This window comes from Burkholderia sp. Cy-637 (assembly GCF_011753175.1).
GTDB lineage: Bacteria > Pseudomonadota > Gammaproteobacteria > Burkholderiales > Burkholderiaceae > Burkholderia > Burkholderia gladioli.
Map to the genome: position 1 here is coordinate 160,474 of NZ_VWWC01000001.1, position 19,773 is coordinate 180,246.

General features: G+C 68.6%; 16 protein-coding genes. 4 read left to right on the forward strand and 12 right to left on the reverse strand.

Annotated elements, in window-relative coordinates; translation table 11 throughout:
• Positions 1 to 3: 3 nt before the first annotated feature.
• Entirely contained in the window at positions 4 to 933 is a 930-nt protein-coding gene (locus tag F3J10_RS00715; protein WP_013698381.1) for a LysR substrate-binding domain-containing protein, read from the reverse strand.
• A 231-nt stretch (positions 934 to 1,164) separates the two neighbouring features.
• The gene (locus F3J10_RS00720) at positions 1,165 to 1,374 is read right to left on the reverse strand and encodes a dodecin (RefSeq protein WP_013698380.1); all 210 of its coding nucleotides are present in this window, start codon (positions 1,372 to 1,374) and stop codon (positions 1,165 to 1,167) included.
• A gap of 78 nt (positions 1,375 to 1,452) precedes the next feature.
• Here F3J10_RS00720 and F3J10_RS00725 point away from each other — a divergent pair, with 78 nt between their 5' ends.
• Positions 1,453 to 2,373 carry an NAD(P)-dependent oxidoreductase gene (locus F3J10_RS00725; RefSeq protein ID WP_205200121.1) on the forward strand — a complete coding sequence of 307 codons (921 nt, stop codon included), beginning with the start codon at positions 1,453 to 1,455 and terminating at the stop codon, positions 2,371 to 2,373.
• Positions 2,374 to 2,517: 144 nt separating this feature from the next.
• Here F3J10_RS00725 and F3J10_RS00730 read toward each other — a convergent pair whose 3' ends face one another.
• From F3J10_RS00730 to F3J10_RS00745, 4 genes are all read right to left on the reverse strand, one after another.
• Positions 2,518 to 2,955, reverse strand: coding sequence for a hypothetical protein (locus F3J10_RS00730; RefSeq protein ID WP_013698378.1), 438 nt, complete (start codon positions 2,953 to 2,955; stop codon positions 2,518 to 2,520).
• A 405-nt stretch (positions 2,956 to 3,360) separates the two neighbouring features.
• Positions 3,361 to 3,801 (reverse strand): large conductance mechanosensitive channel protein MscL, encoded by a 441-nt coding sequence (gene mscL / locus F3J10_RS00735; protein WP_013698377.1) that lies wholly within the window; start codon positions 3,799 to 3,801, stop codon positions 3,361 to 3,363.
• A 234-nt stretch (positions 3,802 to 4,035) separates the two neighbouring features.
• Positions 4,036 to 5,283, reverse strand: coding sequence for a tetratricopeptide repeat protein (locus tag F3J10_RS00740; protein WP_036040065.1), 1,248 nt, complete (start codon positions 5,281 to 5,283; stop codon positions 4,036 to 4,038).
• A gap of 88 nt (positions 5,284 to 5,371) precedes the next feature.
• Positions 5,372 to 6,052, reverse strand: a complete 681-nt coding sequence (locus tag F3J10_RS00745; protein WP_013698375.1) for a PspA/IM30 family protein — start codon at positions 6,050 to 6,052, stop codon at positions 5,372 to 5,374.
• Between the two features lie 533 nt (positions 6,053 to 6,585).
• On the opposite strand from F3J10_RS00745, the gene F3J10_RS00750 reads away from it, so the two are divergent.
• Positions 6,586 to 9,105: a penicillin-binding protein 1A gene (locus F3J10_RS00750; protein WP_167230443.1), complete on the forward strand. Its 2,520-nt coding sequence runs from the start codon at positions 6,586 to 6,588 to the stop codon at positions 9,103 to 9,105.
• A 134-nt stretch (positions 9,106 to 9,239) separates the two neighbouring features.
• Here the strand turns inward: F3J10_RS00750 and F3J10_RS00755 are convergent, their stop codons facing one another.
• From F3J10_RS00755 to mfd, 4 genes are all read right to left on the reverse strand, one after another.
• On the reverse strand, positions 9,240 to 9,776 hold the full coding sequence (locus F3J10_RS00755; RefSeq protein ID WP_240154535.1) for a DUF3574 domain-containing protein: 537 nt from the start codon (positions 9,774 to 9,776) through the stop codon (positions 9,240 to 9,242).
• Positions 9,777 to 10,178: 402 nt separating this feature from the next.
• Positions 10,179 to 11,201: a threonine/serine dehydratase gene (locus F3J10_RS00760; protein ID WP_167240565.1), complete on the reverse strand. Its 1,023-nt coding sequence runs from the start codon at positions 11,199 to 11,201 to the stop codon at positions 10,179 to 10,181.
• A 50-nt stretch (positions 11,202 to 11,251) separates the two neighbouring features.
• Positions 11,252 to 12,472 carry an acetylornithine deacetylase gene (gene argE / locus F3J10_RS00765; RefSeq protein WP_036040059.1) on the reverse strand — a complete coding sequence of 407 codons (1,221 nt, stop codon included), beginning with the start codon at positions 12,470 to 12,472 and terminating at the stop codon, positions 11,252 to 11,254.
• A gap of 204 nt (positions 12,473 to 12,676) precedes the next feature.
• Positions 12,677 to 16,147, reverse strand: coding sequence for a transcription-repair coupling factor (mfd, locus tag F3J10_RS00770; protein ID WP_167240566.1), 3,471 nt, complete (start codon positions 16,145 to 16,147; stop codon positions 12,677 to 12,679).
• A 112-nt stretch (positions 16,148 to 16,259) separates the two neighbouring features.
• Between mfd and ispD the strand changes: the two genes are divergently transcribed.
• Positions 16,260 to 16,970 carry a 2-C-methyl-D-erythritol 4-phosphate cytidylyltransferase gene (gene ispD / locus F3J10_RS00775; protein WP_025096723.1) on the forward strand — a complete coding sequence of 237 codons (711 nt, stop codon included), beginning with the start codon at positions 16,260 to 16,262 and terminating at the stop codon, positions 16,968 to 16,970.
• A 28-nt stretch (positions 16,971 to 16,998) separates the two neighbouring features.
• Positions 16,999 to 17,484, forward strand: a complete 486-nt coding sequence (ispF, locus tag F3J10_RS00780; protein ID WP_167240567.1) for a 2-C-methyl-D-erythritol 2,4-cyclodiphosphate synthase — start codon at positions 16,999 to 17,001, stop codon at positions 17,482 to 17,484.
• 180 nt (positions 17,485 to 17,664) lie between these two features.
• Here ispF and F3J10_RS00785 read toward each other — a convergent pair whose 3' ends face one another.
• Positions 17,665 to 18,177 (reverse strand): redoxin domain-containing protein, encoded by a 513-nt coding sequence (locus tag F3J10_RS00785; RefSeq protein WP_167240568.1) that lies wholly within the window; start codon positions 18,175 to 18,177, stop codon positions 17,665 to 17,667.
• Positions 18,178 to 18,368: 191 nt separating this feature from the next.
• Positions 18,369 to 19,733, reverse strand: coding sequence for an ATP-binding protein (locus F3J10_RS00790; protein ID WP_013698366.1), 1,365 nt, complete (start codon positions 19,731 to 19,733; stop codon positions 18,369 to 18,371).
• Positions 19,734 to 19,773: the final 40 nt, after the last annotated feature.

Here is a 19,773-nt window from a genome sequence, read left to right on the forward strand (position 1 = left end):
GCTTCAAGCGTCGATCAACGTGCGGGTGGCCTCGGCCACCAAGCTGCGCAGCCAGCGCACCTCGTCCGAGTAATGGCAGCGTTCGTGCCAGAGCTGGTAGTACTGCATCGGCGGGAAATCGAGCGGGGCGGGCACCACCGACAGCGGCAGGAATTTCGCGTAATGGTCGGCGAACAGCCGCGTGGTGGTGAAGATCAGGTCCGACTTCACCAGCACATAGGGCGCCAGGTTGAAGTAGGGCAGCGTGACGACCACGTGCCGCTTGAGCCGCTCGCGCGCCAGGTGCACGTCGATCGCGCCGCGCTGGCCGACCGAGTAGGGCGTGGGCGCCAGGTGCGGCGCGTTCAGGTACTGGTCGAGCGTGAGCCCGCCGCGCTTGGCGAACGGATGCGTGTTGCTCATCAGGCAGACGATCTTGTCGACGAACAGGTTCGACAGGTGGAGCTGCTCGGGCGGCTCGGGCCAGTTGCCGATCACGATGTCGAGCTTGCCGTCCTCCAGCGCCAGCTCGTAGTCGAAGGCGGGGCCGAGCGAATGGAATTCGAGCGTCGCGTTCGGCGCCGCGTGGCGGAAGCGCTCCACCACGGTCGGCACGAACAGCACGTTCAGGTAGTCGGGGCAGCCGATCCGGTAGCAGCGGATCGAGGTGGCGGGATCGAAGTTGTGCTGTTGGAACTTGATGCGCTCGATCTCGCGCAGCGCGTTCTGCACCGGCTCGAGCAGGCGCAGCCCGTATTCGGTCGGGACCATGCCCGACTTGCCGCGCACCAGCAGCGGATCGCCGGTGATGTCGCGCAGCCGTCGCAACGCGGCGCTGATCGCCGGCTGCGACTGGTTCAGCTTGACCGCCGCGCGTGTCACGCTGCGCTCCATCAGCAGCGTGTGCAGGACGCGCAGCAGGTAGGTGTCGATCGCCTCGCGTTGTTGGCTCATGTTTTCTCCGGGTTATATATCTTCAGGCTGATCGATGGATCATGGGGATATATGATTTTTAATATGGACAGAAATGAGCGTCAAGCGGGCGTAAACCGCAGTAGAGCGGGGTTTCGAGATATTTGAAGGGGAATAGCGCCGTGGCGGGATCGTCGACGGCGGTGCGATCCGCAAGCGCGGCACCTCGCTGTCGAGGTGTCGCGCAAGACCGCAGTGGCGAAGCAGCGGGGTTCAGTCGTCGAGGCGGACGCCAACCTTCAACGTGACCTGCCAATGCATGACCTGGTCTCCCTCGATATGGCCACGCGTTTCGATCACCTCGAACCAGTTCAGGCCGTGCAGTGTCCTGGCGGCCTTGGCGATGGCGTTGCGGATGGCATCGTCGCTCGATTTCTGCGACGAACCGGTGAGTTCGATCAGCTTGTAGACATGGTCGCTCATGATTCCTCCGGAGTCAGTGGACGCATGCGCGAGAGTCGGCAGCGCTGCCGAACGCCCGCGCATCTAGGAGTGATCGGTATGATGGGCGCCGAGTTCAATTCGATTGCGGGGAACGACGTGGAAGCAGGATTTTGCGGGCCGGGACTGATGGGCGCGCCGATGATTCGGCACTGGCTGCGCGCGGGGCACCAGGTGCAGGTCTGGAATCGCACGCGCGCCAGGGCGGAGGTGCTGGCGGCCGAGGGCGCCAGCGTGGCGGATACGCCGCGCGAGATGGCCGGGCGGGTCGAGACGGTGATGCTGTGCGTGCTCGACGCGGCCGCGGTCGGCGAGGTGGTGTTCGGCGCGCATGGGCTGCTGTCCGGCGAACCGGAGCGGCGGCGCCTGCGCCGGATCGTCGATCATTCCTCGATTCCGCCGGCCGCCACGCGCGACTACGCGGCGCGCGCCGCGCAAGCGGGGGTGGCCTGGATCGACGCGCCGGTCTCGGGTGGCGTGCCGGGCGCGCAGGCCGGTACGCTCGCGGTGATGGCGGGTGGCCCGGCCGACGAGGTCGAGGCGGTTCGTCCGCTGATCGCCGCCTATGCCTCGCGACTCACGCACCTGGGCGAGGCCGGCGCGGGACAGACGGCCAAGCTCTGCAACCAGGCGATCGTCACCGCCACGGTGGCCGCGATCGCCGAGGCGGTCGGGCTCGCCCAGGCCAGCGGCATCGATGCCGCGCGGCTGTCCGAGGCGCTGGCGGGCGGCTGGGCCGATTCGGTGCTGCTGCAGACCTTCGTGCCGCGCATGACTTCGGCCGGGCACGCGCCGCTCGGCGCGCTCTCCACCTTCAGGAAGGATGCCGAAACAATCGCCGATGCCGCGCGCGAGGCGGGCGCCGCGATGCCGGTGGCGGGCGTCGTCCAGCAATTGCTGCGCCTGGGTTCGGCGATGGGCCTGGCCGATGCCGACTTCTCGGCCTTCATCGATATCGTGCGCCCGGGCGGGCGCGCCTGAGGGACATCGCGCAAGGGGATGGCGGCGCGTCGCCGTCGTGGTGCTCGTCGCGCGGCGGGAGCGCCGGCAGGCTACCCGGATCGTCAGCCGATACGAAGCGGGCCGCGGTCCTGATCGACTCGCGGCCCGTTCGGGTCCGGCGGCTCAGAGCGAGCGGGGCGTGGTGTCGCCGGCGTTCTGCCGGCTCGCGCTGCGCTCGCCCGCCGGGCCGCCGGCGAATTCCGGCAGGATGCGGGCCCGCGCTCGGCTGGCGAACACCAGGAAGCCGAAGCCGTTCGCCTCGTACCAGTAGCCGCCGTTCTCCAGCCCGTCGAGCGGCTGCTCGAGCGCATGACTGATCGACTCGACGCAGCGCTTGCGCAGGTCGGCGATGGCGGGATAGGGCGGATGCGCACCGCGCACGGTGCAGAGCAGGACGTCCAGGCCCGGCAGCACGTGCGCGTACAGCACCGGCTCGTCCTGAGCCCTGGCGCGCGCGATCTTGGTATCGAGCTGGGCGAACGGTTTCGCATGGCGCAGGACGGCGAGAAACGACTCGTGACCGTCGTCCTGCCCGCGTCGGCGTTTTTTCGGAAAGGACATAAACACTCGCGTCAAAAACGATTGCAAGATTTGTGGCTTTGTCATGCGACCCACCCCCAAACCGGCTCGAGCGCCGCATGCCGATCTTTTATAGCATACGAAAATGCCGGCTTCACGAAGTTCGACGCGACGGCTTCGATCGAGCCGCGATACGCCGGACAGCTGAATGCCCACGATCGTCATGTCGGCGCTGTTTGCGCCTGTGTAATGTCATTGCTAGCTTCATGATAGTCCCGCGAACGCGGCGCGTGCAGGCCTGATTCATAAAAAAGCCTTGTTTCGGTGGCCGAATCGATGAGTGTTTTCCCGCGTATCGCCGCGCGATTTTCGCGTGCGCCGCACAAAAGAGGACGCAAAAAAGCCCGCGCTCGGCGGGCTCGATCGGGCTGGAAGCGCGGTGGGTGATCAGCGGCGTTTCAGTTCGTCGCGAATCTCGCGCAGCAGCATCACGTCCTCGGGCGTCGGAGCCGGCGCGGCCGGCTCGGCCACTTCCGGGCGGCGCAGCTTGTTGATGAAACGCACCATCAAAAAGATGATGAAGGCCAGGATGATGAAGTTGATCAGCACGGTGATGAACGAGCCGTAGCCGAACAGGGCGACGCCCGCCGCCTGCAGATCCTTGTAGGAATCGGGATTGCCCTTGAAGCTGGCGGGGATGGGTCCGAGCTGAATGAACTTGTTCGAGAAGTCGAGGCCGCCCGTGACCACGCCGATCACCGGCATGATCAGGTCCTTGACGATCGAATCGACGATCTTCGAAAACGCGGCGCCGATGATCACACCGACGGCCAGATCCATCACGTTGCCCTTGACGGCGAACTCCTTGAATTCCTTGATCATGCTCATAAGCGGGTTGCTCCAGGGAAGGGGATAGAAACGGGAATGTGCGGCGGCAAGGCCCGCACGGCGATGGCGGACATCATAACGAACCCGATCGGACACCGATAGTTCGTCTGAAAAATGTTAACAAAGTCCCGGCCTGCCGGCAGCCCATGAAAAACGGGCCGTCGCCGGCCCGTTCGATGTTGCTGCTGCGCGCTCGCAGCCCGCGTTGCCCGGCATGATCCCGGGCAGGCGCCCTCAGCTGTTGTTCCAGTCGTCGTCGTTGCTGCCCAGGTCGACGCTGCCGCTGTCGCCGCTGTCGGTGCTCCAGCTGTCGCCCTGGCCGACATCGAAGCCAGCATCGTTCCCGCCGCCGTTGTTGCCGAGGTCGAAACCGCCGCCGCCCGATCGCTGGCGCTGGTCGTCGACGATCACGTCGCGCTCGACCACGCGCTCGCGGCCGCCCGAGAGCGCCTCGCCGAGCAGCACGCCGGTCAGCAGGCCGCCCATGCCGCCGCCGAAGCCGCCGCCCTGCTGCACGATCACGGGCGGCTGCTGCGGTTGCGGCGGATAGGGCGATTGCGGCGGATAGGGCTGGTACGACGGCGGATACGGCTGCTGCGGCTGGCTCAGGCGATCGGCCTCCTGAGCAAACACCGAACCCGAAGCGGCCGCCGGCGCGGCCGGTGCCGCGTTCGGATCGGGGCGGCCCTCGACGCGTGCCTTCAGGCTCGCGAAACGTCGCTCGAGCTCCTCGACCTGGTACGGCGCCACCGGGTTCTTGCCTTTCGAGAGCGTCTCGACCAGGCCGAGCGCATCGCTCTCGACCGCCTCGATCTCGCCGGTCAGCGCCGACGCGCCCGGTGCCGTGGAGATGCGCGCATCGAGCTTGAGCGGGCGCACCTCGTTGAGCAGGTCGGTGGCGCGCTTCAACTGCGCGCGCCGTTCGTTGTCGGCTTCCTGGTTGCCGGCCGCGCGCGAACGGTTCAGCGTGCGACGCAGCACCAGCACGACCACCACGATCACGGCGATCAGGCCGAGCCAGGCGATCATGCCGGGGCCGTGATGCGCGGGCTTGGCGGCCGGCGCGAGCGAGGAAGTCTGCATCGCGCTCGGCGGCGTGGCGCTCGGCATCAGCGCGCCGCCGGCGGTGGCCGAGCGACGTTCGCCCGAGGCGCGGTTCGCGTCGGCGCGCAGCCTGGACTCGGTCTGCGCGAAGGCGCTCGGGGTGGTGAAGTGCAGCGTCGGATCGAGCGAGCGGGCGCGCTCGATCGCGGCCAGCGCGTCGGCCGGGCGGCCTTCGCGGTCGAGCACCTGGCCATACAGATAGTGGGCGCGCGCATTGTCGGGATGAGCGGCGATGACCTGGCTGAGCTGGCTGTCGGCACGTTGCCAGTTCTGCTGGTTGATCGACTGGATGACTTGCTGGAGCGAGGGCACGGCCGCGAACACGCTCGCCGAGGCGACGAGCAGGGCGATGCCGGCGGCAGCGACGAATTTCTTCATGATGGACCAGGCGGCGAGCCTGCCTCCTTGAGGGGAGAGGCCGCGCGGGCGGGAAGGTCCCGGTGCCGCGCGGCGGCCGGTGCGCGTGTTACTGCGCCGGCGTGTTCAGTTGCTTCTTCAGCGCTTCGAGACGATCGTCGACCGAGGGGCCGCGGTTCAGCGCGGCGAGCTTGTCGTCGAGCGCCTTGCCGCTGTTGTTGTCGGCCGAGTTCAGGCGCGCGTCCGAGCGTGCGTTCGACAGCGCGACCTTGTCCTCCAGCTTCTGGAAGTCGGCCGACAGGTCCTTGCCGCCGATCCCGCCCAGCGCAGTGGCCGCGACGTCCTTGGCCTGCGCGATTTCCTGCTTGGCCTGCAGGATGTTCGAGCGCGTGTTGAGGTCGTTGCGGCGCTGGCGCATGTCGGCGATCTGCGCCTTGAGCTTGTCGACCGACGGCTCGAGCGCCTCGAGTTCGTGCGCGAGCGCATCGCGCTCGACCTCGGCATTGGTCTGCGCCGTCAGCGCCTCGCGGGCCAGCGATTCGTCGCCCGATTGCAGCGCGCGCTTGGCGCCGTCCTCGTACTTCCTGACCTTGTCGGCGGCCGCGTCGCGCTTGCTGCGCTGGGTGGCCACCTGGGCTTCGATCTCGATCAGCGAGTTCTCGGCCCGGGCGATGCTGTCGTCGAGCTCCCGCACGATCTGGCGTGCGTCGCGCGACGGATCCTGCACCGAGTCGGCCGCGTCATTCAGCAGGCCCTTGAGCGTGCGCGAAACAGAGTCGAAAAGCGACATGAAACCCTCCATGGATGAAAAACGAAGTGGTCGGCGACCACCTCAGCCGCGCGGCGCGTTCGCGCCCGACATGCCGGCGGATATTACACCACCGGATCGCTTAAACGCCGCTTAAACACGGCGTTTTGCGGGGGAGCGCAGCTCGCTTCGCGCGACGGGAAAATACGGACGAAGGCGGCATTTCCAAGGGGGCGAACACAGATGGATACAATGCTTTCGCGATTGAAAGGCTCGTTGTGCAGACAAGCGTGCTCGATGCGCCGAAGCGGGCCGTCGAGATGGGCACTGAATCGCGCCGCGCGCCCCAGGACGGGGCAAATAGAGGAAATTCTTACAAAAAAACGCCGGGACGCCGGGGCGATTTCATTAAAATGCGCTGTCACGTCGCGGGAACGGATCCCTGCGTGCCGGGGTCTGTCGACGTGCTACGCTCCATCCTCATCGCGTAAAGCCTGACGTATCGATCCACACGCGCGTCACTGCAGTCCAACCGCGCACGCCCACGGTGCCGCAGCCGCGCCCGCCATTCCGACATGCCGATCATCAAACGCCCGTCCGACTCCGAACCCAATTACAAGTTACGCCGCTCGCCTTCCGGTGCGTTCTACGCGGATGAGTCCGATCGCCATGGCGGCGACCACCGGCGCGACCGCGATCGCGACGATCGCGAGCCCCGCCGCCGCTCGATCGGCACGCGCATCGCGCTGTGGTTCGCCGGGCTGTTCGCGGTGGCCGGCGTGATCGGCGCGCTGATCGTCGGTTATGCGCTGGTGGTGATGGCCCCGCAGCTGCCCTCGCTCGACGCGCTGACCAACTACCAGCCGAAGGTGCCGCTGCGCGTCTACACGGCCGACCACGTGCTGATCGGCGAGTTCGGCGAGGAGCGCCGCAGCCTGGTGCGTTTCCAGGACATTCCCGACGTGATGAAGAAGGCGGTGCTCGCGATCGAGGACTACCGCTTCTACGAGCATGGCGGCGTCGACTTCGTCGGCATCCTGCGCGCCGGCGTGGCCGACCTGATGCACGGCGGCGCGCGCCAGGGCGCCAGCACCATCACCATGCAGGTGGCGCGCAACTTCTTCCTGTCGAGCGAGAAGACCTACACGCGCAAGATCTACGAGATGCTGCTCGCGTACAAGATCGAGAAGACCCTGAGCAAGGACCAGATCCTCGAGCTGTACATGAACCAGATCTACCTGGGCCAGCGCGCCTATGGTTTCGCCGCGGCCGCGCGCGTGTATTTCGGCAAGGACCTCAAGGACATCACGCTGGCCGAGGCGGCCATGCTGGCCGGGCTGCCCAAGGCGCCCTCGGCCTACAACCCGGTGGTCAATCCCAAGCGCGCCAAGGTGCGCCAGGAGTACATCCTGCAGCGCATGCGCGATCTCGGCTACATCACGCCGCAGCAGTATGACCAGGCCGTGAAGGAGGAGATCCACACGCGCACGCCGGGCAACCAGTACGCGGTGCATGCCGAGTTCATCTCGGAGATGGTGCGCCAGATGATGTACGCGCAGTACAAGGACGAAACCTATACGCGCGGGCTGACGGTCACCACCACCATCAACTCGGCCGACCAGGAAGCGGCCTACCAGGCGGTGCGCCGCGGCATCCTCGACTACGAGCGCCGTCACGGCTATCGCGGCCCGGAAGGCTTCATCGCGCTGCCGGCGCCCGGCGATTCGCGCGACGAGGCGATCGACGACGCGCTGGCCGACCATCCCGACAACGGCGACCTGCAATCGGCGGTGGTCACCGCGGCCTCGCCCTCGGCGGTGCAGGTGCAGTTCGTCGGCGGCGAGAGCGCCACCGTGAACGGCGCGAACCTGCGCTTCGTGGCGGCAGCGTTGAGCCCGCGCGCGAGCGACGCGCTGCGCATCAAGCCCGGCTCGATCGTGCGCGTCACCAAGGACAGCAAGGATGCCTGGCAGGTCTCGCAACTGCCGCAGGTGGAAGGCGCGCTGATCGCGCTGACGCCGCAGGACGGCGCGATCCGCTCGCTGGTGGGCGGCTTCGATTTCAACAAGAGCAAGTTCAACCACGTCACGCAAGCCTGGCGCCAGCCCGGTTCGAGCTTCAAGCCCTTCATCTACTCGGCCTCGCTCGAGAAGGGCCTGGGGCCGGCGACCATCATCAACGACGCGCCGCTGTACTTCCCGCCGAGCACGCCGGGCGGCACCGCCTGGGAGCCGAAGGACGACGACCAGCCCGACGGCCCGATGTCGATGCGCGATGCGCTGCGCCGCTCGAAGAACCTGGTCTCGATCCGGATCCTGGCCTCGATCGGCACCAAGTACGCGCAGGATTACGTGACGCAGCGCTTCGGCTTCGATCCGTCCAAGACGCCGCCCTACCTGCCGATGGCGCTCGGCGCCGGGCTCGTCACGCCGCTGCAGTTGGCGGGGGCCTACTCGGTGTTCGCCAACGGCGGTTTCCGCGTCGATCCCTACCTGATCGCGGAAGTGGACGACGCGCACGGCCAGCCGCTGCAGAAGGCGCAGCCGGCGATCGCCGGCAGCAACGCGCAGCGCACCGTCGACGCGCGCAACGCCTACGTGATGAACAGCCTGCTGCACACGGTGGCCACCGCCGGCACCGGCGCCGGTTCGAACGTGCTGGGCCGCGGCGACCTGCAGGGCAAGACGGGTACCACCAACGACGCCAAGGACGGCTGGTTCGCCGGTTACCAGCAGTCGCTGGTGGCGGTCGCGTGGATGGGCTACGACCAGCCCAAGAGCCTGGGCAGCCGCGAATTCGGCGCCCAGCTGGCCCTGCCGATCTGGGTCAACTACATGCGCACCGCCCTGCGCGGCGTGCCCGAGCAGCAGATGGCGATGCCCGACGGCCTGACCACCATCGACGGCGAGCTGTACTTCGCCGATCACACGCCAGGCAACGGCTTCGTCTCGAACGTCGACATCAACGAGGCCGGCAACCCGATCAATGCCAATGACGCGCTCGGCGCGGCGGGCGCGGCGGGTCTCACGCCGCCGCCGGTCACGCAGCAGGAACGGCAGCAGATCATGGACATGTTCGAGGGCAACAAGCCCTGACGAAAGAAGGTGCCCGCCGCGGCAGGCGGGCACCGCGAGAAATGGCGAAAGCCCGGCAGATCCTGCCGGGCTTTTTTTCGTCCCGGCGCTTTGCGCGGATGCGCCTGGAGGCAGCCGCGCGGGGCGGGACGCGATCAGAACGCCGCGCAGATATCCGTGACGAGCAGCCCGACCGATTGCTGCCGGAAGCGCTGCTTGTAGGCGTCGCGCACGTCGTCGAGCGCCTGGCGCGTGGTGGAGGTGGGCGGTGCGACCAGGCGGATCACGAAGGAGGCTTCGCGCACGATCGCGCCGGTTTCGCGATCGCGCCAATGGCCCTGCGTATCCCATTGCGTGAGGCCGTCGGGGAAGCGCGGCGTGACGATCTCGGCGACGAAGGCGCTGCGCTCGGCATCGGTGACCGGGCCGCGGCCGGCGATATCGCGGCCGAACATCAGTTCGGCCTGCCAGGCGGGATGGGTGCCGGCCGCATCGCAGGCGGGCGGGTTGTCGGGCGCGGCGCCCGCCTGCGAGGTGGCCGGCAGCGGCGCGCAGGCGGCGAGCCAGCCCGCGCTCGACAACACGATGGCGAGGCGCAGCGAGCGGCGTGCCGCGGGTAGGGAGGGCGAGGCCGAGGTCGACCTCGGGCTCGACGCGGAAACCGGATCACGGCGGGACGGCTTGACGAGCATCGCGAGACTCCTTTCTTTGGCGAAGGCTGGACGGCGATACCGGTTCGCATGGCGCGGCGCACCGGCTCGTGCTGCGAGTCTGCTCTCGCGCGGGCAGGCGGTCGACGGCCTCGACCGATGCTGCGCGATTTATCCACAGTTTGTGTTGAGATCCTTGTTGATAAGCCCGGGGAAGGCGCCCCAAGCCCTTGAGCGCACAAGGAATTTCCGGCGAGGATGCGGCACGGGCAGGGGCTGAGTCAAGCGCGGCGCGAAACCGGCCGCGGCGGCGCCCTGCGCATTTCGTGACCGATTCGAGGCAGCGCGGCGAAAGCCTGACCGATCAAGCACTTGGCTCGCTTGTCAGGCGCTTGTCCACAGGTTCTTCAACACAAGCTGGGGATATCGTCGCGCCCCTGGCGCTCAGTGGCCGCGCCGGGCGTCCTCGAGATGCGCGGCGAAGCGCGGCGCCTCGATGTTCGAGCCGGCCAGCAGCACGCCCACGCGCCGGCCCTGCAGGGTTTCGCGCAGCGGCCCGAGCAGGGCCGCGATCGGCGCGGCGCAGGCCGGCTCGACGGCGGTCTTGAGATGCGTGAACAGGTACAGCATGGCCGCGCGCAAGGCATCGTCGCCGACCGTGACGAGCCGCTCCAGATGGCGCCGGCACAGCTCGTAGCTGTATTCCTCGGTGTGCGTGGCGGCGGCCAGCGCGTCCGCGATGGTGCGCGGCGCGCGCGCCTCGACCGGCCGGTTGGCCGCGAAGCTGCGGCTCATCACGTCGGCGCCGGTGGGCTCGACGCCATATACGCGCACCCGCGGATTGGCCAGCCGCAGCGCGGTGGCTAGGCCGGCCGCCAGGCCGCCGCCGCCGACCGGCACGATCACCGCGTCGAGGTCGGGTGCCTGGGTGGCCCATTCGTAGCCGAGCGTGGCGGTGCCGAGGATGGTGCGATAGCCGTTGAAGGGATGGATGAACTGCCGGCCTTCCTCGGCCTCGATGCGCCGCACCAGCTCGAAGGCGTCGGCGCGGCCGGCCGCGAGCACCACCTCGGCGCCGTACTGGCGGCACAGCGCGAGCGGCGCGGCGCCGGCGCTGTCGAGCATCACCACCTTGGCGCTCAGGCCGAGCCGCATCGCCGCGTAGGCGACGGCGGTCGCATGGTTGCCCGATGACACGCAGGTCACGCCGATGCGCTTTTGCGGCTCGCTCAGCGCCAGCAGGTTGGCGAAGGCGCTGCGCAGCTTGAAGCTGCCGCTGGCCTGCAGCAGCTCGAACTTGAGGTTGACGTGGGTGCCTTCCAGCGCCGGCAGGTCGGCACGCTCGAACACCGGCGTGCGCGAGACCCAGGGCGTCAGCGCGAAGTGCTCGGCGGCGATGTCGTCGAGCGTGGGGATCGGTTCGCCGTTGATGGCGGCGTGGGCGGTAGGGGGAGCGAGAGTCGACATGGCGGCGGGCGGGGCACCCGCCGCGAACGGCGAGTGCCGTATCGGGCGGATCAGGCGAGGGTCATGCTGTAGATGAACTTGCGCAGGAAGCGTTCGCAGCCGTCGAGCTGGGCCAGCTCGACGTATTCGTTCGGCTTGTGCGCCTGCTCGATGTTGCCGGGCCCGCAGACCACGCTCGGGATGCCGGCATTGGCGAACAGGCCCGCCTCGGTGCCGTAGGCGACCTTGCGCTGCGATTGGTCGGCGCTCAGCGCGCGCACCAGCTGCGTGATCGCGGCCTGCTCGTCGGCGTCGAGCCCCGGCGCCGAGGCGATCTTCGAGATCTCGATGGCCGCGTCGGGATGCTCGCGGCGCATCTTCGGCAGCAGCGTATCGCGCGCATAGGCGTCGATCTTCGCGAAGATCGCATCGGGATCGAGCGTCGGCAGGTTGCGGAATTCGAAGGAGAAACGGCATTCGGCCGGCACCGTGTTGATCGCGTTGCCGCCCTGGATCTGGCTGGTCTGCGCGGTGGTGAACGGCACGTCGTAGAGCTCGTCGAAGGGGCCCTTGGCGCGGAATTCGTCGGCGATGTCGCGGATATGGCAGATCAGCCGCGCCGCGTACTCGATCGCGTTGAGCCCCTTGGGCGTCAGCGAGGAATGGGCGGCGTGCCCGCGCACGCAGCAGCGATAGGTGTTGATGCCCTTGTGGGCGATGATTGGGCGCATGCTGGTCGGCTCGCCGACGATGCAGCCGCTGGGGTTGAGGCCGCGCTGCTTGAGGTCGGCGATCAGCAGCGGGGCGCCGGCGCAGCCGATTTCCTCGTCGTAGGACAGCGCGAGATGGATCGGCTTGGCGAGCCTGGCGGCCTGCATCTCGGGCACCAGCGCGAGCGCCGCGCCGATGAACCCCTTCATGTCGCAGGTGCCGCGGCCGTACAGCCGGCCGTCGCGGATCGCCGGCTTGAACGGGTCGCTGTCCCAGTCCTGGCCGTCGACCGGCACCACGTCGGTGTGCCCGGACAGCACCACGCCGCCGTCGGTGGCGCCGTCGTGGGCGGGGATCGTCGCGAACAGGTTGGCCCAGCCCTCGCGCTTGTCGTGCGTCAGCGTCGAGGCGATACCGCGCTCGGCCAGCGCGTCGCGCACGGTTTCGATCAGGCCGAGGTTCGGTACGCGGCTGGTGGTGTCCATCGCGACCAGGTCGCGGACCCAGTCGAGGCTGATGGGGCTATCGGAGGCGGGAGCGGCGGTGTGGGCGGGCGGCGCGGCGGCGTCGACGGAACGCATGGTGAAACTCCGGATGGCAATACGAAAATCATACGTCAAAAACGCCGCGGCCCGCGTTCGCGGGCCGCCTTGCGCTGCAGCACGATTTTCGCCGGGCCAGCGGACGATCCGCCATTTCCGGCGCGGGCGGCGGGATTCGCCGTTGGCGTCGGGACCCGTCGTCGCTCGCCACCCGCCGCCGCCGTCCGTCGCGGATTCGCCGTTTCAGCGTGCGCCGGCTTTCTGTCCGCCCGAGGGCAGGCCCAGCGCGCGCAGCGTTTCCTTGACGGTCGACACGCGGATCGCCAGGTCGGGCGTGCGCGTCTCGATGCGCAGCTTGTCCTGGCCGGCGAGCTTGACGTGCTTGTGCTTCTGCACCATCTCGATGATGCGCATCGGATCGATCGGCGGGCTCGGCACGAACTGCAGGCCGATCACGGCCTCGCTCGCGTCGATCTTGCTGATGCCCAGCGGCTTGGCCGCCAGCCGCAGCCGGTGCGTCTCGACCAGCGCGTTGGCCTGCTGCGGCAGCTTGCCGAAGCGGTCGATCAGCTCCTCCTGGATCGCGTCGATCGACTCGCCGTCCTCGCAGTTCGCCAGGCGCTTGTAGAGCGACAGGCGTTCCTGCACGTCGGCGCAGTAATCGGCCGGCAGGATCGCCGGCGTATGCAGGTTGATCTCGGTGGTGGCCGCCAGCGGCGCGAGCAGGTCCGGCTCGCGGCCGTTCTTGAGCGCCTTGACCGCGTCGTTGAGCATGTCGGTGTAGAGCTGGAAGCCGATCTCGTGGATCTCGCCCGATTGCTTGTCGCCGAGCACCTCGCCGGTGCCGCGGATCTCCAGGTCGTGCATCGCCAGGTAGAAGCCCGAGCCGAGTTCCTCCATCTGCTGGATCGCCTCGAGCCGGCGCTGCGCCTGCTTGGTCAGCGACTGCGGATCGTGCACCAGCAGGTAGGCATAGGCCTGGTGGTGCGAGCGGCCGACGCGCCCGCGCAACTGGTGCAGCTGGGCCAGGCCGAACTTGTCGGCGCGGTGCATGATGATGGTGTTCGCGCTCGGCACGTCGATGCCGGTCTCGATGATGGTGGTGCAGAGCAGGACGTTGGCGCGCTGGCCGACGAAGTCGCGCATCACGCGCTCGAGTTCGCGCTCGTGCATCTGGCCGTGGGCGATCGCGATGCGCGCCTCGGGCACCAGCTCCTCGAGCATGGCCTTGCGGTTCTCGATGGTCTCGACCTCGTTGTGCAGGAAGTAGACCTGGCCGCCGCGCTTCAATTCGCGCAGCATCGCCTCGCGGATCACGCTGTCCTCCTCGCGCCGCACGAAGGTCTTGATCGCCAGCCGCTTCTGCGGCGCGGTGGCGATCACCGAGAAGTCGCGCAGGCCTTCCAGCGCCATGCCCAGCGTGCGCGGGATCGGCGTGGCGGTCAGCGTCAGCACGTCGACCTCGGCGCGCAGCGCCTTGAGCGCCTCCTTCTGGCGCACCCCGAAGCGGTGCTCCTCGTCGATGATCACCAGCCCGAGCCGCTTGAACTGCACGTCCGAGGACAGCAGCTTGTGGGTGCCGATCACGATGTCGACGCTGCCCTCGTTGATCTGGCCGATCGCGGCATTGACCTCCTTGGTCGACTTGAAGCGCGACAGCTCGGCCACCCGCACCGGCCAGTCGGCGAAGCGGTCGATGAAGGTCTGCGTATGCTGCTCGGCCAGCAGCGTGGTGGGCGAGAGCAGGGCCACCTGCTTGCCGCCCATCACGGCGATGAAGGCCGCGCGCAGCGCCACCTCGGTCTTGCCGAAGCCGACGTCGCCGCACACCAGGCGGTCCATCGGCTTGCCGCTGGTCATGTCGCCGATCACGGCCGCGATCGCGGCGGCCTGGTCGGGCGTTTCCTCGAAGCCGAAGCTTTCGGCGAACTTCACGTAGTCGCGCGGCTCGAGCGCGAAGGCATGGCCCTCGCGCGCGGCGCGGCGCGCATAGAGGTTGAGCAGCTCGGCCGCGGTATCGCGGATCTGCTGCGCGGCCTTGCGCTTGGCGCGCTCCCATTGGCCGGAGCCCAGCGAGTGCAGCGGCGCGCTGTCGGGATCGGCGCCGCTGTAGCGCGAGATCACGTGCAATTGCGAGACCGGCACGTAGAGCTTGCTCTCGCCGGCGTATTCGAGATGCAGGAATTCGGTGTCGCCCTCGCCGAGATCCATCGACACCAGCCCCATGTAGCGGCCGATGCCGTGCTGCGTATGCACCACCGGATCGCCGACCTTGAGCTCGGAGAGGTCGCGCACCATCGCGTCGACGTTGCTGGCCTGCTCCTGGCGGCGCCGGCCCGCGCGGCGGCCGGTGGCGCCGTACAGCTCGGTCTCGGTGACGATCGCGTAAGCCTCGCCGGGCACCGCGAAGCCGCTGGTCAGCGGCGCCACGCCGAGCGCGAAACGCTCGTCGCTGGCGAGCCACGAGGCGTAGCTGTCGTTGCCGACCGGGCGCAGCCCATGCTCGGCGAACAATTGCGCGATGGTCTCGCGGCGGCCCGCCGACTCGACCGTGAACAGCACGCGGTTGGGCGTGCTCGCGAGGTAGGCGCGCAGCGTGGCGAGCGGATCCTCGGCCTGGCGCTCCAGCGCCAGCGGCGGCAGCGCGGTGGCCCAGCCGCCCGGCGCCTGGGCCGGCAGCACCACGCGCGCGAAGGGCTTGGCGAGCGTGTAGAAATCGTCGTCGGACAGGAACAGGCGCTGCGGCTCGAGGATCGGCCGCTCGCGGTCGTGCGAGAGGAAGTTGTAGCGCTGTCTGGTATCGGCCGTGAAGCGGCGGATCGCGGTGTCCAGGTCGCCGCTGAACACCAGGTGCGCGCGCGGCGGCAGGTAGTGGAACAGCGTGGCGGTGTCCTCGAAGAACAGCGGCAGGTAGTACTCGATGCCGGCCGAGGGCACGCCGTTGCCGATGTCGCGATAGATCGGCGCGCGGCTCGGGTCGCCCTCGAAGGTCTCGCGCCAGCGGCTGCGGAAGGCGGTGCGGGCCGCCTCGTCGAACGGGAATTCGCGGCCCGGCAGCAGGCGCACGTCGCGCACCGGGTAGAGGCTGCGCTGCGTGTCGGGATCGAAGGCGCGGATCGAGTCGACCTGGTCGTCGAACAGGTCGATCCGGTAGGGCAGCGGCGAGCCCATCGGGAACAGGTCGATCAGCGAGCCGCGCACGCAGTATTCGCCCGGGCGCACCACCTGGCTGACGTGCTCGTAGCCGGCCAGCGTCAGCTGCGCCTTGAACCTGGCCTCGTCGAGCCGCTCGCCCTGGGTGAAGGCGAAGGTGTAGGCGGCCAGGAAGGCGGCCGGCGGCATCCGGTAGAGCGCCGTGGTGGCCGGCACCAGCAGGATGTCGCAGCGCCCCTCGCCGAGGTCGTGCAGGGTGGCCAGCCGCTCCGAGACCAGGTCCTGGTGCGGCGAGAAGGTGTCGTAGGGCAGGGTTTCCCAATCGGGCAGGAGGCTCACGCGCGCGTTCGGCGCGAAGAAGCCGATCTCCTGCGAGAGCCGCTGCGCGTCGACGGCATTGGCGCAGATCACCGCGACCAGCGGCACCTCGCCCTGGTGGGCGGACAGGTAGCGGGCGATCGCGAGGGCGTCGGCGGAGCCGTGCGCGCCGTCGAAGGCGAAGCGCTGGCCCGGTTTCACGAGTGCGACGGGGGACGACGGGGTGCTGGCGTTTTCTGGCATGGACGAGGCTGGAATGGCGTGCGCCGGGGCGCGGCGAGCGGCACGGCGGCCGAGGCGAAAGACCTATTATAAAATCCGTGATTCGATTTCCCTATTACCGGCGTTCGCTCTCGTGACTCCCCGACTTTTCGCCCTGATTCCCTGCGCCGGCACCGGCAGCCGCTCCGGCTCGGCGCTGCCCAAGCAGTACCGCACGCTCGCCGGTCGCGCGCTGCTGCACTATACGCTGGCCGCCTTCGACGCGCTCAGCGAACTCGCGCAGACCCTGGTGGTGATCTCCCCCGACGATCCGCATTTCGACGCGCGTCGCTTTTCCGGCCTGCGCTTCGCGGTCAGCCGCTGCGGCGGCGCCTCGCGCCAGGCCTCGGTGCTCAACGGGCTGATGCAGCTCGTCGAATTCGGCGCGACCGACGCGGACTGGGTGCTGGTGCACGACGCGGCGCGCCCCGGCATCACGCCGGCGCTGATCCGCACGCTGATCTCCACGCTCAAGGACGACCCGGTGGGCGGCATCGTCGCGCTGCCGGTGGCCGACACGCTCAAGCGCGTGCCGGCCGGCGGCGACGAGATCGCCCGCACCGAGGCGCGCGACGGGCTGTGGCAGGCACAGACGCCGCAGATGTTCCGCATCGGCATGCTGCGCGAGGCGATCCTCGCCGCGCAGCGCGACGGCCACGACCTGACCGACGAGGCCAGCGCGATCGAATGGGCCGGCCACGCCCCGCGCGTGGTGCAGGGCAACCTGCGCAACTTCAAGGTCACGTACCCCGAGGATTTCGACCTGGCAGAGGCATTCCTGTCGCGGCCGGCGAACGCCTCCTGATCCACCTTCACCACGAACCAGACCCAGCATGGACATCAGAATCGGACAAGGCTACGACGTACACAAACTGGTTCCCGGCCGGCCGCTCATCATCGGCGGCGTGACCATCCCCTACGAGCGCGGCCTGCTCGGCCACTCGGACGCCGATGTGCTGCTGCACGCGCTGACCGACGCGCTGTTCGGCGCGGCCGCGCTCGGCGACATCGGCCGGCACTTCTCGGATACCGACGCGCAGTTCAAGGGCGCCGACAGCCGCGTGCTGCTGCGCGAATGCGCGAAGCGCGTCGCCGCGGCCGGCTTCGCGATCCGCAACGTCGATACCACCGTGATCGCCCAGGCGCCCAAGCTCGCGCCGCATATCGACGCGATGCGCGCCAATATCGCCGAGGATCTGGGCCTGCCGCTCGACCGCGTCAACGTCAAGGCCAAGACCAACGAGAAGCTCGGTTATCTCGGCCGCGGCGAGGGCATCGAGGCCCAGGCCGCCGCGCTGCTGGTGCGCGAAGGCGACTGAGCCTCGCGCCCGGCCGGCATCGTGCCCCGCCCTGGTGCGCGACGCCGGCCGGCTTTCCCGCCGGCCGTCCACATTCCGCCATCCCCCATCGATACAGGCCGGGATTCGCCGCGGCCAATTCACGCCTGATTTCGCCCGGGGCCGCCCAGGCCCGCCTGATCGGGCCGCGCGCCCGCTTGATCACGCCTGGCCCGCCCGCAGGGCATCGAGGATGCGCAGGATCTCCTCGGGATTGCGTCCCACCTCGAGCCTGTCCACCGAGACATGCTGGATCGTGTTGTCCGGATCGACGATGAAGCTGGCGCACAGCGCCACGCCGGCATCGTGGTCGCGCACGCCGAGCTGGTCGATCAGTTCGCCCTTCACGTCGCCGAAGGCGTAATGGTTGAGCCGGTCCAGCGCCGGATGTTCGCGGCGCCAGGCCAGCTTGACGAATTCGTTGTCCGAACTGCCGCCCAGCAGCACCGCGTCGCGTTCCTCGAACTGCCGCTGCAACCGCGCGAACGCGGCGATCTCGCTCGCGCAGGCCGGGCTGAAATCGCGCGGATAGAAGTACAGGATCTTCCACTTGCCCGGAAACGAGGCTTCGGTGAGGGTTTCGAAGGCCGACTGGCCGTTTTCATCGTGATGATTGAAGCCCGGCCGCGCGGCCGTGACCGTGAAGGCTTCGAGAATGTCGCCGACGGTTTTCATGCGCCTGCTCCTGCCGTGAGAGGGGCGGGCTGCCGGGGTGGCGCAAGCGTCGTCGCGGTGCCGGGGCGGCAGCGTGAATTACGACTGTAGTTCTATCGAACGACAATTCCAGTAGAAATTGTCTATCGAGAGGCGTGGAGAGTTGGCGGGGATGATGGCCGGGGCCCCGGCCATCGTCGTGAATCGGGCGCTCAGGCCGCCACGCGGGCCGCCTTGCCGGTCGGGAAGTCGATCGAGGCTTCCAGCCCCGGCTCCGGCGCGCGATTGCGCAGCTTCAGCGTGCCGCGGTAGCGGCCCACGATGCGCAGCACGATCGCCATCCCGAGCCCGGTGCCGTCGGCCTTGCTGCGCGCGGCGTCGACGCGGTAGAACGGGCGCATCACCAGCGGCAGCTGATCGTCGGGGATGCCCGGGCCCTCGTCGCGCACGATCACCTCGATGCGCGCATGCGAGGCGCGTGTCTCGACGGTGATGCGCGCGATGCCGTCGCCGCGGCTCAGGCCGTACTTGCGCGCGTTCTCCACCAGGTTGCCGATCACGCGGCGCATGTCGGTCTCGTCGGCCTCGATCACGGCGGCCGGCGCCAGCACGGTGCGGATCTGCACGCCTTCCTCATTGGCCAGGCGCGCGGCCACGTCGTGCGCGACCAGCGAGAGATCGACCGGCTCGAGCGAACGCGGCTGCATCGGCCGCGCGTAGTCGATGAAGGCGGCGATGATGCGGTCCATCTGCTCGATGTCGTCGACCATCGCGTCCTTGGTGGCCTGGTCCGAGGGACTCATCTCGGTTTCCAGGCGCAGCCGCGCCAGCGGCGTGCGCAGGTCGTGCGAGATGCCGGCCAGCATCAGCGCGCGGTCGGCGTCGAGCTGCTCGAGATCGCGCACCATCTGGTTGAAGCTGCGATTGGTTTCGGCGGCCACGCCCATGCCGCGCTCGGGCAGCGGCTCGGGCATCTGCCCGGCGCCCACCTTGCGCGCAGCCAGCGCGAGCCGCGAGAAGGGCTGGTTCACCAGGCTGGTGATGAAGGCCGAGCCGAGCAGCGACAGCGCCAGCGCGAACAGGCCCCAGCCGGCCCATTGCAGGCCCGTGACGGTGTCGAGCTGGTCGCGGTCGAGCGCCACCCAGTAGTCGTCGTCGTCGATCTTGAAGCTGATCCAGACGCCGGGGATGTCGTTGACCGACTGCGCGATCACGGTATCGTCGCCGAGCCGGCTGCGGATATCGTGCTCGATCAGGCGATTGAGCGATTCGTCGGGCTGGAGCTTGAATTTGTCGGTGGTTTCGCGCGGGTAGACGCGCACGCCCTCGTTGCTCTCCAGGTCCTGGAGCAGCGCGCGGCGCAGGTCCGGATCCGAATAGAGCAGGGCGGTGCGCGTGAGCTTGACCACCGCGACGAGCTGCAGGGCCACGCGCTGCGCGCGCGGCTCGCGCTCGATCACGCGGAAGCTCTGGAACCACGCGGCGAGGCTGACCGCGATCAACAGCGCGATCAGCAGGAAGGTGCGCCAGAACAGCCCGCCGAATACGAGCGTCAGGAGGCGCCGGTCAATGCGCATAGGGCGGACTGTCCAAGCAGGCAGGGCGGCGGGTTCCGGC

Coding starts and splice junctions, on each gene's coding strand:
- F3J10_RS00715 (WP_013698381.1), bottom strand. CDS start 933: ATGAGCCAACAACGCGAGGCGATCGACACCTACCTGCTGCGCGTCCTG.
- F3J10_RS00720 (WP_013698380.1), bottom strand. CDS start 1,374: ATGAGCGACCATGTCTACAAGCTGATCGAACTCACCGGTTCGTCGCAG.
- F3J10_RS00725 (WP_205200121.1), top strand. CDS start 1,453: ATGATGGGCGCCGAGTTCAATTCGATTGCGGGGAACGACGTGGAAGCA.
- F3J10_RS00730 (WP_013698378.1), bottom strand. CDS start 2,955: ATGTCCTTTCCGAAAAAACGCCGACGCGGGCAGGACGACGGTCACGAG.
- mscL (WP_013698377.1), bottom strand. CDS start 3,801: ATGAGCATGATCAAGGAATTCAAGGAGTTCGCCGTCAAGGGCAACGTG.
- F3J10_RS00740 (WP_036040065.1), bottom strand. CDS start 5,283: ATGAAGAAATTCGTCGCTGCCGCCGGCATCGCCCTGCTCGTCGCCTCG.
- F3J10_RS00745 (WP_013698375.1), bottom strand. CDS start 6,052: ATGTCGCTTTTCGACTCTGTTTCGCGCACGCTCAAGGGCCTGCTGAAT.
- F3J10_RS00750 (WP_167230443.1), top strand. CDS start 6,586: ATGCCGATCATCAAACGCCCGTCCGACTCCGAACCCAATTACAAGTTA.
- F3J10_RS00755 (WP_240154535.1), bottom strand. CDS start 9,776: ATGCTCGTCAAGCCGTCCCGCCGTGATCCGGTTTCCGCGTCGAGCCCG.
- F3J10_RS00760 (WP_167240565.1), bottom strand. CDS start 11,201: ATGTCGACTCTCGCTCCCCCTACCGCCCACGCCGCCATCAACGGCGAA.
- argE (WP_036040059.1), bottom strand. CDS start 12,472: ATGCGTTCCGTCGACGCCGCCGCGCCGCCCGCCCACACCGCCGCTCCC.
- mfd (WP_167240566.1), bottom strand. CDS start 16,147: ATGCCAGAAAACGCCAGCACCCCGTCGTCCCCCGTCGCACTCGTGAAA.
- ispF (WP_167240567.1), top strand. CDS start 16,999: ATGGACATCAGAATCGGACAAGGCTACGACGTACACAAACTGGTTCCC.
- F3J10_RS00785 (WP_167240568.1), bottom strand. CDS start 18,177: ATGAAAACCGTCGGCGACATTCTCGAAGCCTTCACGGTCACGGCCGCG.
- F3J10_RS00790 (WP_013698366.1), bottom strand. CDS start 19,733: ATGCGCATTGACCGGCGCCTCCTGACGCTCGTATTCGGCGGGCTGTTC.